Annotated in this window: 12 protein-coding genes; 3 read left to right on the top strand and 9 right to left on the bottom strand. The window is 63.6% G+C overall.

The window, feature by feature from the left end; all coding sequences use genetic code 11:
* Positions 1 to 279: 279 nt before the first annotated feature.
* From PYR64_RS02125 to PYR64_RS02110, 4 genes are all read right to left on the bottom strand, one after another.
* Positions 280 to 567 (bottom strand): hypothetical protein, encoded by a 288-nt coding sequence (locus PYR64_RS02125; RefSeq protein WP_275778041.1) that lies wholly within the window; start codon positions 565 to 567, stop codon positions 280 to 282.
* A gap of 493 nt (positions 568 to 1,060) precedes the next feature.
* Entirely contained in the window at positions 1,061 to 1,456 is a 396-nt protein-coding gene (locus PYR64_RS02120; protein WP_275778039.1) for a helix-turn-helix domain-containing protein, read from the bottom strand.
* On the bottom strand, positions 1,453 to 1,752 hold the full coding sequence (locus tag PYR64_RS02115) for a hypothetical protein (RefSeq protein WP_275778037.1): 300 nt from the start codon (positions 1,750 to 1,752) through the stop codon (positions 1,453 to 1,455). The genes PYR64_RS02120 and PYR64_RS02115 overlap by 4 nt, the downstream gene beginning before the upstream one ends.
* A gap of 219 nt (positions 1,753 to 1,971) precedes the next feature.
* Complete coding sequence (locus PYR64_RS02110; RefSeq protein ID WP_275778035.1) at positions 1,972 to 2,202, bottom strand: helix-turn-helix domain-containing protein; 231 nt, start codon at positions 2,200 to 2,202, stop codon at positions 1,972 to 1,974.
* A gap of 181 nt (positions 2,203 to 2,383) precedes the next feature.
* On the opposite strand from PYR64_RS02110, the gene PYR64_RS02105 reads away from it, so the two are divergent.
* A complete protein-coding gene (locus PYR64_RS02105) occupies positions 2,384 to 3,043 on the top strand; it encodes a hypothetical protein (protein WP_275778033.1) in 660 nt (219 codons plus the stop codon).
* Positions 3,030 to 4,175, top strand: coding sequence for a site-specific integrase (locus tag PYR64_RS02100; RefSeq protein ID WP_275778032.1), 1,146 nt, complete (start codon positions 3,030 to 3,032; stop codon positions 4,173 to 4,175). The genes PYR64_RS02105 and PYR64_RS02100 overlap by 14 nt, the downstream gene beginning before the upstream one ends.
* 312 nt (positions 4,176 to 4,487) lie before the next feature.
* On the opposite strand, the gene PYR64_RS02095 is transcribed toward PYR64_RS02100, so the two are convergent.
* From PYR64_RS02095 to PYR64_RS02085, 3 genes are read right to left on the bottom strand one after another with little or no spacing between them, the layout of a single operon-like run.
* On the bottom strand, positions 4,488 to 5,996 hold the full coding sequence (locus PYR64_RS02095; protein ID WP_275778030.1) for a carboxyl transferase domain-containing protein: 1,509 nt from the start codon (positions 5,994 to 5,996) through the stop codon (positions 4,488 to 4,490).
* Positions 5,989 to 7,215, bottom strand: a complete 1,227-nt coding sequence (locus tag PYR64_RS02090) for a CoA transferase (protein ID WP_275778028.1) — start codon at positions 7,213 to 7,215, stop codon at positions 5,989 to 5,991. The genes PYR64_RS02095 and PYR64_RS02090 overlap by 8 nt, the downstream gene beginning before the upstream one ends.
* 18 nt (positions 7,216 to 7,233) lie before the next feature.
* Positions 7,234 to 8,460, bottom strand: coding sequence for an amidohydrolase (locus PYR64_RS02085; RefSeq protein WP_275778026.1), 1,227 nt, complete (start codon positions 8,458 to 8,460; stop codon positions 7,234 to 7,236).
* Positions 8,461 to 8,735: 275 nt separating this feature from the next.
* Here PYR64_RS02085 and PYR64_RS02080 point away from each other — a divergent pair, with 275 nt between their 5' ends.
* A complete protein-coding gene (locus PYR64_RS02080; protein WP_275778025.1) occupies positions 8,736 to 10,184 on the top strand; it encodes an amidase family protein in 1,449 nt (482 codons plus the stop codon).
* Here the strand turns inward: PYR64_RS02080 and PYR64_RS02075 are convergent.
* Together PYR64_RS02075 and PYR64_RS02070 are read right to left on the bottom strand one after the other, a co-directional pair.
* Positions 10,165 to 11,121, bottom strand: a complete 957-nt coding sequence (locus PYR64_RS02075) for an AsnC family transcriptional regulator (RefSeq protein WP_275778023.1) — start codon at positions 11,119 to 11,121, stop codon at positions 10,165 to 10,167. The two genes, PYR64_RS02080 and PYR64_RS02075, sit on opposite strands and share 20 nt — an antisense overlap.
* Positions 11,122 to 11,199: 78 nt before the next feature.
* Entirely contained in the window at positions 11,200 to 12,864 is a 1,665-nt protein-coding gene (locus PYR64_RS02070) for an alkaline phosphatase D family protein (protein WP_275778021.1), read from the bottom strand.
* Between the last annotated feature and the right edge of the window lie 228 nt (positions 12,865 to 13,092).

Raw genomic sequence — 13,092 nt, 5'->3', positions numbered from 1 at the left:
ACGGCCGTCTGAGCACGTTCAACGGCAATCCATCGGCTTAGGAGTAGGGCTCCAACGTCAGTCAATCCGCATCATCACTTGCCATGGACGGGGCTGCGCGGAAGGTTCAGCTCCGAGCTCCCGGTGCCTTCGAGTGCCCCATACGACGTCACTGGACCCGCCGTCTTGTCAAAACCACATTGAAAGCGGCTGCTGATGATCGGTACCGTTCTCGGGTGAGGATGGACCTCGCGGTTCCTGTTACTGGGACCGTTGTCAGAAATTCGGCGCTCAGGGCCGCTAAATGGCCTTCCTGGGGCGCAGCCCCGCTGAGAGCTTGGCCCCGTGGCGCGGGCTCCACGAGCTCCACCCGTTTACCCGCTTCACGGGAAAGGTGTCCACAACTGCCTGGCATGCGTGGCAGGGCGGCTTGGACAGGGAAAAGCCCAACTGGTGTCCGTATGCCGCCTGAGCGGCACAGGGGTAGCAGAGACCCAGTCGGACATAACGGCGCTTGTAGGCGTCGAACGAACGGGCCTGCCTGACGGTTTCCACAGATGCGGCACGCCCGGACGCAAATTTTGTCATGGTTTCCTCTATCGGGTTGTTTGTGCCGGAGGCACGTCTCAGAAATCATTGAGTTACGCGGAGCTTGCTCCGCCCTGCGGGCTGCGCGGCGCTCCGCTTGCCTTCACAGCCGAATCGATGAATTCGGTAATTTATATGCGATGCATATTTGGAACATGTTCCTGCCCTGAAGGCAGGCGGGAACGGCCGTAGGCTGGATTTTTAGTGCGGCACCGCTGCTTAGGAGGGGCGCAGTCAAGGGCCCCGACTTCGGGGCTACGACATCGTGGCCATTGGAGTAGTTGTAATAGAGGTAGTTCCGTAGAGGTAGAACTACTGAGGTAGTTCTACTCTGAGGTAGTAACCGTGAGGTAGTTAGGGAACGCTTTGGTCGGGTTACCTCATGATGTCCGCTGTGGGTAGGGGTACCTTGTCAAGGCCAGGTAGGTAGCTGCAGAAGGATGTCCGCTCACACTTATCTGCAGCACCTACCCTGGCGTCAGGCCTTCGATTTCTATGGATCCAGAGTTGGTTCGTCCAACCCGTAAAGCTTGCGAAACCACGCGTCCGAATGGACTTCGGGTTCATCACCTGTGGCCATCGTTACCGGCTCCGGTTCACCCGACGGTGGCGTTGTGATGACGTACCAGATGGAATTGTTGAACCGCTGATGCTTGAGGAGATACCCCTGGGATTCTGCAAGAATCGTGTGCTTGGAGATCGTAGCCGTGGAAAGCCCTGTGGCCTTGGAAAGGGCTCGCAGCGACGGATATGCCTGGCCCGTGGTGTTGTTGGCGAAACTGGCAATCGCCCAGCACACGGTCCGTGTCGTCGTGGGAAGGTCCGAATTGCTGATCGCCTTCGCGTACTGCAGCGGGCGGGACGGAATCCCCCGGATCGGAGCCTTCACAGCACCCTCCCGGGAAGTGTCAACAGCCAACCAAATGCATACCGGCCCTCATCGCCAATGTGCCGTTCAAGGTAGCCGGCGTCCTTGAGCTCTGTGATGCCGATGAGAACATCGGGGTCTGCCCGACGACGATTCATGAAATCGTTGAGACGATGCCAACTGCTGGTGGCAATCCGCCCGATGCCCATAGTGCGTCCGATCGCCTGTGCCGCAGAGCGTGCCTCGGCGCTAACGGTGATGTCATTATTGACGGCGCGAACCCAGGCGTCCCTGTACGAATTGACCCCGAAGCTCATTTGGCCTCCCGGCCGGTAATCGAATACCGCATGTGGGCATCGGACGGACGAGTCTGCCGCGAACACTGCGCGGCGGTATGTGGATTCATTTGTCTCCTGAATGATCTCGGCTGTGAAGACCGGCAATTCGTGTGAGCCGGAGTTCGCTGGAGGATGGTGTGATTCGTGCATGTGGAGCAGGCACTCGCCCTGGCCGCCGCACGGCGCTAGTCGACGTCGCTAATGCCGCGTAGCCCGCTGCTGGCGGGCCCAACTCAGGACGTCGTCGCGCAGATAGCGGCACCGGGAGCCGAACTTGTAGAAGCGAGGACCAGATGCCTTGTACTCCGCCAACCACTTCTCGGTGACATTCAGGTAGGCAGCGACCTGCTTGCGGGTCATGTAAGGCGAAGCGGGCAAGGACTCGTCAAATCCGGACGTTCCCGAATCGCCAACCACAAAACTGTTCAAAGGGGTATCTCCTCTCGGATGGCACAGTTTGGTCACCAAACGAACTGTGCGTATTCATGAAGGCTCCCGCGACGTTCAGCGGAAGTCTTGGGTGATACAGATCACTCTATGGAGCTGACCAACGAAGCCTCGGTCGCAAAGCACAGTTTCGCTGACAGGGAAACCGTGTTAGCGTTTGGCCATGAATTCGCCCTCGCTTCCGGCGTTCGGACCGAACGTTGAATACTTAGGAGATACGTCGGGTCCCGACGAGAAGTTGGCTGGTGCTGACAGCTCCCCTTTCCACCGCCTGTCCGCGCGCTACCGGATCGACAACTTCTCGATCGAGATCGGCTGGACCGTCGACCACGACATGGGAAGCTTCCGCGAGCCTGACCAACTCAGGATCGACTTTGACGAATTCCTCTATAGCAGGCTTTCGGAAGGCAACTCCCACCAGGTGGGTCCGTTGGACGGGATAACCACGTCCCTCTTGCGTTCCATCCCCATGGCGCATGCTCGTGCTCTTATGCGCGACCGGCACGAGCAACTGTCGGTTGCCGCCCTCAAGGATGAAATAACGCCGCTCCCAGCCCGCGTCGATTCGGAAGCCGACTACGTCCACGTGTCATGCGCCTACGTTGCCCTGGGATCCTGTTCCGTGGAGCCCATCAAAAGACTCGCTGAGTGGACCGGCGAGAGCGTGGACACATGGTCGGCGAGGCTGCGTCGAGCCCGTGCAAAGGGGATACTCGAGGGGCGAGGCCGCAACTCGCGGATAGCTCCGTCCTATCTGAGACAGTCAAACGAGCTCTGGATGAGGTTACGCGCACGCAAGGACAACCCTGATGGCCGTCACTAAGCTCTCCAGCGGCGTCAAGCGCTGGCAAGCCGACTGGACCACCGCGGATGGGCGCCGGAAGCGCAAGCGGTTCCTCACCAAGCGGGAAGCCGACGACCATTGGCACGAAATGACGCGGGCCGTACGCAACGGGGTGTACATCGACCCCAGGGCTGCCTCCAAGCTCACTGTCGATGAACTCTATAGAGAGTGGATCCAACGCGTTGCAACACTAGGTGCCAAAGGCCGGAAGCCGGCCAGTCCAAAGACCCTCGACAATTACAGGCGCTGCTACGAAAACTATGTGGGTCCGCACTGGGGCGCGACTCCTATCAGCAAGGTGCACTATGACGACGTTGCGGCCTGGATCATCGGCCTAAAAGGCAAGGATGGGCAACCGGCGGGTGATGCCACCCGCCATGATGTTGGCCTATACTTCGGTCGACTCATGGGTCACGCGGTCAAGCGCAGGCTGCTGACGGCAAATCCCGCCAAGGATGCCCTCGGGCAGACGGATTACATTCCAGCCCGCGTCAGGCAGCGCGCCCACGTGTATCTGACAATGCCTCAACTGGCCGCCCTGGCCAGGGCCTGTAAGGGGTTTGAGCTGATGGTGATGCTCGCCGGGACGTGCGGCCTCAGGTGGGGCGAAATTACCGCGCTCACACATGGGGATCTCAAGTTCGGCGCCAAGCCGAGCCTGAGCGTGAACAAGGCCTACACGGAGATCGGGGGCAAACTGGTTTTGGGCCCTACAAAGAGCGGGGAAAACAGGGTTGTGCCCCTACCGAAGGTCGTCGCCGAGCGGCTCGAAGCCACCACGGGAGCCACATCCCCAGGAACACGGGTGTTCAGCGGTGGGCGAGGATCAGCTCTCCGTAACGGCACGTGGACCAAACGCCACTACTCCCCTGCCATCGCACGCGTCCGTACCGAGGATCCTGACTTTCCCCGTCCAACATTTCACGATCTCCGCCACACCGCCGTGAGCTTGGCAATCAGCTCCGGAGCCAACGTCAAAGTGGTCCAACGAATCGCCGGGCACGCCAGCGCTACGATGACGCTGGACACCTACGCTGGACTTTTTGATCACGATCTCCACGACAGTGCCGAGCGCCTGAATCAAGCATTGGAAGCGATGAACTGGAAGTAAGGTCGTCACTTTTTCGACACCTCAACCGGCGTGAACCCTTTAGATTACTGACTATTGGTTCTCACTCGTAATGAAAAGGTCATCAGTTCGATTCTGATAGGAAGCTCGGACAAGGAACCCCCGGAAATCATGTGATTTCCGGGGGTTTTCTTTTGCTTTTAGACGCCTCGGCGATGGTCGAAATATCGAACATATCCGCCAACGGGTCGATATGTTCGAAATATTGATCAAAGGGGGATTTTGAGGTGGCACTGGTACCGCGCTTCTCCAAGCTTCAGGTTCGCCCATGAGCCGCCGGAAGATGCTCGCAACCTAGCCGATCAGCGCCCGGTACTTGGACCGCCGTGCCTGCAAACCGGGCGCACCCCGCCGCGCCAGGCCTTGAAGCTCGACGGCGATCACCGCACCTACCCGGCGGCAGAACTCCACCGGGGCGGCCGCCGCTTCCGGGACTTCCTCCACCACCACGTCCACTATTCCCCGACCTGCAAGCACAGAGGCAGTGATGCCTTGGCTCTCGGCGAGCGCGGGAGCCTGGGACGTGGTCCTGTGCACGATCGCTGACGCCCCTTCCGGGGGCAGGGGTGCCAGCCACGCATGCTGGGCTGCGATCGTACGGTCTGCCGGGAGCAAGGCCAGCGCCCCTCCCCCGGTTCCTTGACCCAGCAGGACTGACAACGTAGCTGTTCCCACTCCGAGGAGGTCGTACAACGAGCGGGCGATCTCGGCGGCGAGCCCGCCTTCTTCGGCCTCCCGGGAGAGGGAGGCCCCCGGTGTGTCGATAACGGTGACCAGCGGCAGCCGCAGTTCCTTGGCCAGACGCATCCCGCGCCGGGCATCCCGCAGCGAGGCCGGTCCCATCGCGTTGTTGCGTTGATGCCCCACCAGTACGCACGAGGTGGCGCCGAATCGGGCAAGGGCCACCAGCATGCCGTGGTCTTTGGTGCCATCACCCGCCCCACGCAGCAACACAACACTGCCCGCGGCATGCCGCAGGAGTTCAGCAGTGGATGGCCGCAGGGGATCCCGGGAACGGAGGACGGACTCCCAAGCAGTCTGCCCGGCTGCCCCGGCCGTGGCGGAGCTGGTGGACGGCAGCGCACCGCCGCCCACCACGTGCCCGGGCTCAAGCAGATCCAGCACCCGCCCAAAGTAGTCCCCCAACCCTTCAGGCGGAACCACGGCGTCCACCAATCCGTGGTCGAAGAGGTTCTCCGCCGTTTGGACACCTGAGGGGAAAGCCTCTCCATGCAGTGCCTCATAGACGCGCGGGCCCAGGAAACCCAGGAGAGCACCCGGCTCGGCAGCAGTCACGTGCCCGAGCGAACCCCACGATGCCATGACTCCCCCTGTGGTCGGATGCCGGAGGTACACCAAGTACGGCAGGCCCGCGGTTCGATGTGCCTGCACGGCCGCCACGATTTCCACCATTCCCAGGAACGCAGGGGTTCCCTCCTGCATGCGCGTCCCCCCGGATGCCGGTATGGCGATGAGAGGCAAGCCCTGTTTGGTGGCGCGTTCGACGGCGGACACCAACCTTTGGGCGGCATCGCGCCCGATGGACCCGGCCAGGAAAGCGAAGTCGGAAACCACGACGGCGACCCGATGGTTCCGTATCCGGCCCTCCCCGGTGAGAACGGATTCGTCGCTGCCGGACTTGCCCCGGGCCGCTGCCAGGTCGGCCGCATACCCGGTGTTTCCGGTCCCGTCGCCTGCCACCCCGCGAACCGGGGCGTCCCACGAAAGGTAGCTCCCGGCGTCGAGCATGTAATCCAGCAGTTCGCGCGCGCCGAGGCGCCGTCGCGTAGCCGTTTCAGTCATCAATGTCCTCCCCCGCGAGCCAGCCCCGGATCTCCTCGTTGTGCTGGTTGAGCACCGGAGGCGCACAATGGGCTCGCCGGGTGGCTTCCGCCCCGGAGATGTTGTCGAAGAAACGCAGCGGCGGTCCGGGCAGCGTGACAGCTCCGAGCACCGGGTGGTCAACGTCGATCAGCAGGCCTTGGGATGCCAGTTGGGGCCACTCATAGACCTCTTTCAAGGAGCGCACCTTCCCGGCGGGAATTCCCGCGCCGGCAAGTTTCGCCAGCAACGGTTCGGCGTCGTAGTCGGCAAACGCTGTTTCGACTACGTCGATCACGTGCGTGCGGTTCCGCACCCGATCAGCGTTGGTGGCAACGCCGTCGGCCGTGGGATCAAGGCCAAAGGCGGAGGTGAAGGCCGCCCATAGCTTCTGGCTGCCGACACTGATCTGCACACTTCCGTTCCGGCAACGGAAGAGCCCATACGGCGCGATGGAGGGGTGGTGGTTGCCCTGGGCTTCAGGCGACTCCCCCGCAACCGTCACCTTGGTCCCTTGGAAAGCATGGACCCCCACCAGTGATGCCAGGAGCGACGTCCGCACCACCTGCCCCTGGCCGGTCCGTTCGCGTTCCAGCAATGCCGCGACCACCCCGTATGCCCCGTACATGCCGGAGAGCAGGTCCGCGATGGGCACCCCCACGCGTTGTGGATCATCGGGTCCCGAGCCCGTCAGCGACATGAGCCCGGCCTCGCCCTGGAGGATCTGGTCGTAACCGCTGCGCTGTGATTCGGGACCATCGTGGCCAAATCCGGTGATGGACAGGATCACCAGGCGCGGGTTGATGCGGTGCATGGCGTCGGTGCTGAAGCCCAACCGGTCCAGGACCCCGGGCCGGAAGTTCTCCACCACCACGTCCGCACGTTCCAGGAGTTGGCGCAGGACTGTCTCGCCGTCGTCGCTCTTGAGGTCAAGGGCCAGGGACTCCTTGTTTCGGTTGCAGGAGAGGAAGTAGGTGGCCTGTGGATCGTCCTCGGGGCCGACGAAAGGCGGACCCCACCCGCGGGTGTCATCCCCCGTGCCAGGATTCTCGATCTTGATGACCCGTGCTCCCAGGTCGCCCATCATCATGGCCGCATGCGGGCCTGCGAGCGCCCGGCTGAGGTCCACCACGAGCCTGCCGGAAAGCGGGCCGCCGGTGTCCTGAAGCGCAGGTGCCGGTTCGGTCAATGCTGAAGTCATGGCGACGCTCCTTGCAGCTCAGTTGCCCAGGCGGGACAGGAGGACGGCGACGGCGGCAGAGACTCCCCCGGCCAGGGAACCCTCCAGCTCGGGGGCGAAGAAGGGCGAATGGTTGACCGGGACTGGTCCCGGACCGTCGAACACAGCACCCGGCGTACCGCCGAACATCCAGAACACGGAAGGGACGCCAATGGCCGTACCCAGGTGTCCAAAGTCTTCGCTGCCCATCATGGGCGGGGTCACCTCGACAGACTCAGCCCCCAACGCATCTCGCAGTGCCTCCAAAACAGAAGGAACGGCGTCGGGGTCGTTGTAGCACTGCGGGAAGCGGTACAGCTCTTCGATCTTCGGGCCCGGTGCTCCGGAGGCAGCTGCCTCGGCCTCAATGATGCGTCGGACAGCGGTCAGGACCTGGCCTCGGATCTCTTCGTCGAAAGTGCGGATGTTGAGGGTGAACTCCGCGGAAGCCGGGATGATGTTCTCCTTCAGACCGGCGTGGAAGGTTCCAACCGTTACGACGGCGGACTTCCGGGGATCCAGCTCGCGGGACACGATGGTCTGCAGCCGGGTAATCATGTGGGCTGCCATGACGATGGGATCGATGGAGTCCTGGGGCTGCGAGCCGTGCGACTGCTGTCCGTGGACCGTCACGCGGAGGGAATCTGCCATTGCTGCCACCGGACCGCTGGAAATCGATACTGTGCCCACGGGCCGTGGCATGACGTGCTGCCCGAACACGACCTCCGGGCGGGGAGCCCTGTCCCAGAGCCCGTCCTCCAGCATGGCCAGCGCCCCGGCGGCCGTTTCTTCACCGGGCTGGAAAATCAGCACCAGCGTCCCTGACCAGGCGTCCTGGTTTCCGGCGAGGATTTCCGCAGCTCCCAACAGGCTGGCCACGTGGGTGTCGTGGCCGCAGCCGTGCATCACCGGAACCTCGGAACCGTCCAGCATTCCCGTGTCCGTGCTGGCGTAGTCCAGGCCTGTGGCCTCTTCGATGGGCAGCCCATCCGTGTCCGCGCGGAACGCGACTACGCGCCCCTCACCGTTGCGCAGGATGCCGACCACCCCTGTCCCGCCGCAGCGGAAGTGGTCCGCACCGAGCCGGTCCAGCTGTTCCTCGATAAGGGCAGCCGTGGCGTGCTCCTGCATGGAGAGTTCGGGGTGTGCGTGGAGCCTGCGGTACAGCTCGTGGAGCGCCGTGGTCTGTTCGGTATCGAGCTGGAGGACAGTGGCTGTTTGGGTCATGGTCTTCTTCTTTCTGCTGCGTGCTGACGGTGTGGGGGGCGGCGGCTATTCGATGTGGATCGGCGTGGCGGCCGCAACCTGCTTTCCGCGGAAGAACCAGGCCAGCAGGGTTAGCAACACCTTCCGCTATGAGCCGGATCACACACAATAGCTGACGGAATCCGCCAAATATCTGGCCGAAACAGTCAAACGATGCCGCTTGGGTGGGGCGCCCTTCCGGGGTGCGATGTGACTCGACACACTTTCAGCAAGCGAATATCCAGCAAAGGAGCACCATGTCCAGCACCATTGGCGAGCTGTCCGCCGTCGAACTCACCGCCGCGATCCGCAGCAAGGAAATCTCGGCGCGCGAAGCCCTGGACGATCATCTCCAGCGGATTTCGGATGTGAACCCGGTGATCAACGCCGTGGTGACGTTGGATGCCGAAGGCGCACGTGCCCTGGCGCTCAATGCCGATCAGCTGACGGCGTCCGGGGCCGAACTGCCTCCCCTGCATGGCCTGCCCATGACCCATAAGGACACGAACAACACTGCGGGCATGCGCACCACCCAAGGCTCCCTGGCGTTGCGCGACTTCGTGCCCGACGCCGACGACCTCATCATTGCGCGGCTCAAGTCGGCGGGCGTCGTCAGCACCGGCAAGTCCAACGTTCCCGAGTTCGGAGCCGGATCACACACGTTCAACGACCTCTTCGGAACCACCACCAACCCGTACGCGCCCGCCCTGAGCGCCGGGGGCAGCAGTGGCGGGGTGGCCGCCGTCGTCGCTTCCCGGATCCAGGCGATCGGCGACGGCAGCGACATGGGCGGTTCGCTCCGGATCCCGGCTTCGTTCTGCAACGTGGTGGGCTTCCGGCCGTCGACGGCGGTGATCCCCATGCCGTCCGACGTCAACGCCTATGCGTGGCTGGGAAGGACTGGGCCTATGGCCCGCAGCGTGGAGGACATTGCGTTGTTCATGTCCGTGACCGCAGGCAGTGATCCCCGTGTACCGCACCCCGAAGGGCTGGATCCCAAGGTTTTCCGCTCCAGCTTGGAGACGGACATGCGGGGTGTGCGGATCGGCTGGTCCCGGGATTTCGGGATCGGCGTGCCGGTGGAACCGGAGATCCTGGAGCACCTGGAACGGCAGTTGTCGGTGTTCGCAGACCTGGGTGCGATCGTGGAGGAAGCAACGCCGGACTTCAGCGAGGCTGACCTCGTTTTCGGGAACACCCGGGCCATGGACTTCGCCGCAGGACTGGGCCCGATCCTGGAGCGTTCCGGCGACGTCATCAAGCCGGAAGTGCATTGGAACGTGAACAAGGGGTTCGCGCTGACTGCCCGCGACCTCATCGAAACCATGGCTGCCAGGACTCGCCTGGAACGCAGCGTGCAGGAGTTCTTCGGCCGCTTCGATCTCTTCGCAAGCCCCTGCGCCCAGGTCCTTCCCTTCGACGCTACGCTTCGTTATCCCGACGACGTCGCGGGCGTTGCCTCCGGAACCTACCTGGACTGGATGCGCTCGGCGTGCCTGTTGTCCGCTACGGGGCTCCCCGTCCTCAGCGTCCCCGCCGGGTTCAGCTCCGCCGGGCTGCCCATCGGGCTTCAACTCGCTTCCAACCACTACACCGATATGCAGCTTCTCCGCTATGGGCGCGCCTTCGAGCAGCAGACGGAGTACGCCGCCGTCGCCCCTGTTGTCACAGCAGAACCGGCACGGCTTACGACGGTGAGCGCATGAGCCGACCACCGCGCTTGCGGGCATCGAGCAGGATGGAAACGTCCACGCCAGCGGCGTTCCGGGCCCATTCCGAATCGGTGATGAAGCGATAGAGGGACGACATGTCCTCCACAGTGACGTCGGCCATGATCTGATAGTCGCCGGCAATTGCCGCAGCATAGCGGACAGTGGGGAGCTCCGCGAGGCTCTTGCCCACCGGCTCGACCTGGTGCGGCGACGCCCGGATCCACAGCAGGGCCTCGACACCAAGACCGAAAGCGGCGGGCTCAACGATCGTCCGCAAGTGGACCTGGTTGTTGGTCAGCAGCCATTCGCTGCGCCGACGCGCCGTAGCCTCGGAAACACCAACCCGGCGCCCCAGCGCTTCGAAACTCATCCGGCCATCGGCACACAGCGCATCGATGAGCTCGTTGTCCTGGCGGCTGAGCTCCTGCCGCGGAACCAGGACGCCCGAATCAGGGGTCAGGGCTGAACGGAATGCCTCTACCCGGTCAGCGGTGAGGATCTCAGGCCGCCAACCTCGGATAGTGCGGAAGTACCGAAGAACGGGATAGCTGGTGGAATCGCGTAAACCAATAGTGGACGGCAACTCATCGGACAGGACGGTGCCCATACGGGACGGTTCGGTGAGGATCTCGGCCACACAGTCGCCGGTTCCCGTGGTGGTGTAGACGAACGTAGTGTCATTGCGCTGCGACAAGGCCTGAGCGGCGGCACGGACCGTTCCAGGCATGCATCGCATCTGCACCAGCACTACAGCGGGCCTGGGGCGAATCCCGACAACGGCCACCGCACCGGATTCCAGCAGCTGCGATCCACGGCGCGCCACTGTCCGCTCGGCCTCCCCGAGCACCGCGGCCATCTTGCGCCACGGGCAGCGGGGGTCCAACTGCAAGGCGGCAACGATCTGCCGTTCCAAGGGGTCAAACAGCACCATGCGCGCTCCGTCCGCTCCGGTTCATGGGTACGGGTCAATTTGACCACGGACTCCCGGAGCGGCGGAGCGCGGCGACGGTCAGCGTTCGGGGCTGAGCACCTTCGAGAACACTGCAGCTCCGTTGGCGTTGCGCAGACTCACGGTGAACGAATCATCCGAACCGAGTTCCACATGCCCGAAGAACTGGTTCTCCCCGTTGCGCGGGGACTCACCCGGGAACCGTCCCGCCTTGGAAAACACGACGTCCGGCCCGAAGGTCCCGTCCATGTCGTTCGGGCCGAAAGAGCCGGCGTTGATGGGCCCCGCAACGAACTCCCAGAATGGCTGGAAGTCCTTGAAGGATGCCCGCTCCGGAGAATAATGGTGGGCGGCGCAGTAGTGGACGTCGGCGGTGAGCCACACCGTGTTCTTCACGCCATACTTCTTGAAGGCGCTCAAAACCCCGGCGATCTCCAGTTCCCGGCCCAGCGGCGCACCATTGTCCCGGTTGGACAGGCTCTCCTGGTTCACGGGACCGTCAGGCACCACGATGCCCAAGGGCAGGTCCGCGGCGATGACCTTCCAGGTGGCCTTCGACTGCCGGACTTCCTTGATCAGCCAGTCCACCTGCTCCTGGCCCAGGATGTTGGTGGTGTAGGGCTCCTTGCCGTCGGTGTTCGGCGACTTGTACGTCCGCATGTCCAGGCAGAAGATGTCCAGTTGCGGGCCACGCGGAATCTTGCGGTAGATGCGTGCGGGCTGGTACTGGCCGGCGTCGTAGGTTCCGGGGCGCCACAGCGCCGCCGAGTCCGCGATCGGCATGTTCTCCTGCCACGCCTGCCGCCCGCGCGCGGCGAGGACGTTGACGTTGCGTTCGGTATAGCGCGCGTCGTCCAGGACCTGGCCCGGGTACCAGTTGTTGTGCGTTTCGTGGTCGTCCCACTGCGCGATGACCGGCACGTCGGCGAACAAGGAACGCATGTTGGCGTCGAGGGAGTTGTAGCGGTGCCGGCCCCGGAATTCCTTGAGGGTTTCGGCTACTTTGGAGACTTCCTCGGTGACGATGTTGCGCCAGACCTGGCCGTCCTTCTCAATTACTGATTCCGCGATGGGGCCGTCGGCGTAGATGGTATCTCCCGAATGGATGAAGAAGTCCGGCCGCACGTCATGCATGGCCTTGTAACCGCGCATGCCGCCGATCTCCTCGTTGATGCCCCAGCCTTGGCCGGCGGTATCGCCGGTCCAGACGAAGGACTGGGAGGACGACGCCGGCCTGCCGCCCCCGCGGCCGCCCGAGGGGCCGCCGTCGTTGGGTTCCTTGTTTCCGGGCGCCGTGCTGAAAGTGCCTTGCCCGGCTTCGCCCATGCCGTTCTCATCCTCAAAGTTCAGCTCCAGCCTGAACCTGGTGCCCGCAGGCAGTCCCTTGGCGTTAATTTTCGCGGTGAAGTCACTGGCTTCCGTGGCCAGGGGTCCACGAATGGTTCGGCTGAACCCGTAGCGTCCACGCAGGAGCTCCCCGGCGTCGTCGATGGCGTTGAGGGTGGCGGTGAGACGTCCGGGTCCTGAGGCGCGCGACCACAGGACGGCCGAATCCGTGGTGACGTCCCCGGTCGCAATGCCCGTGAGGAGCGTGAGTCGCTTGCGGACCAGCGGGATGGCTGCGGGTGCTGCGCCGACCGGGCCGGCGGCCCCTACGGTGAGGCCGGCCAGCGTAAGGCCGGCGAGGGAGGACTTGACGAGGGTGCGGCGTGAAAAGTCGGTCATGGCATCCACCCTTTCCGGCCGTCATGAACGGAATGTGAGGGTGGGGTGAAGATTTTCGTGGGTTGCCAGTCCTGAAGGGAGCACACTTTGCGGGCCCGGATCCCGGGGTGGGGTGCCGATCTCGACCCCGCCGACCGCCCCTCCTACCCCCGCGAACAACCAGGCATCGAGACTGGCGCGCACTGGGACTTCCCCGAGCGCCAGCCTGAGAAATGGCCCCGGGAAGCG

It is taken from the genome of Paenarthrobacter sp. Y-19 (assembly GCF_029223985.1).
Lineage (GTDB): Bacteria > Actinomycetota > Actinomycetes > Actinomycetales > Micrococcaceae > Arthrobacter > Arthrobacter nicotinovorans.
The sequence above is the reverse complement of the archived record's forward strand: the minus strand, read 5'-3'. Positions and strand labels throughout refer to the sequence as shown.

Bases quoted from the DNA above. Each gene is read 5' to 3' on its own strand.
- PYR64_RS02125 (WP_275778041.1), bottom strand. From the start codon at position 567: ATGACAAAATTTGCGTCCGGGCGTGCCGCATCTGTGGAAACCGTCAGG.
- PYR64_RS02115 (WP_275778037.1), bottom strand. From the start codon at position 1,752: ATGAGCTTCGGGGTCAATTCGTACAGGGACGCCTGGGTTCGCGCCGTC.
- PYR64_RS02105 (WP_275778033.1), top strand. From the start codon at position 2,384: ATGAATTCGCCCTCGCTTCCGGCGTTCGGACCGAACGTTGAATACTTA.
- PYR64_RS02100 (WP_275778032.1), top strand. From the start codon at position 3,030: ATGGCCGTCACTAAGCTCTCCAGCGGCGTCAAGCGCTGGCAAGCCGAC.
- PYR64_RS02095 (WP_275778030.1), bottom strand. From the start codon at position 5,996: ATGACTGAAACGGCTACGCGACGGCGCCTCGGCGCGCGCGAACTGCTG.
- PYR64_RS02090 (WP_275778028.1), bottom strand. From the start codon at position 7,215: ATGACTTCAGCATTGACCGAACCGGCACCTGCGCTTCAGGACACCGGC.
- PYR64_RS02085 (WP_275778026.1), bottom strand. From the start codon at position 8,460: ATGACCCAAACAGCCACTGTCCTCCAGCTCGATACCGAACAGACCACG.
- PYR64_RS02080 (WP_275778025.1), top strand. From the start codon at position 8,736: ATGTCCAGCACCATTGGCGAGCTGTCCGCCGTCGAACTCACCGCCGCG.
- PYR64_RS02075 (WP_275778023.1), bottom strand. From the start codon at position 11,121: ATGGTGCTGTTTGACCCCTTGGAACGGCAGATCGTTGCCGCCTTGCAG.
- PYR64_RS02070 (WP_275778021.1), bottom strand. From the start codon at position 12,864: ATGACCGACTTTTCACGCCGCACCCTCGTCAAGTCCTCCCTCGCCGGC.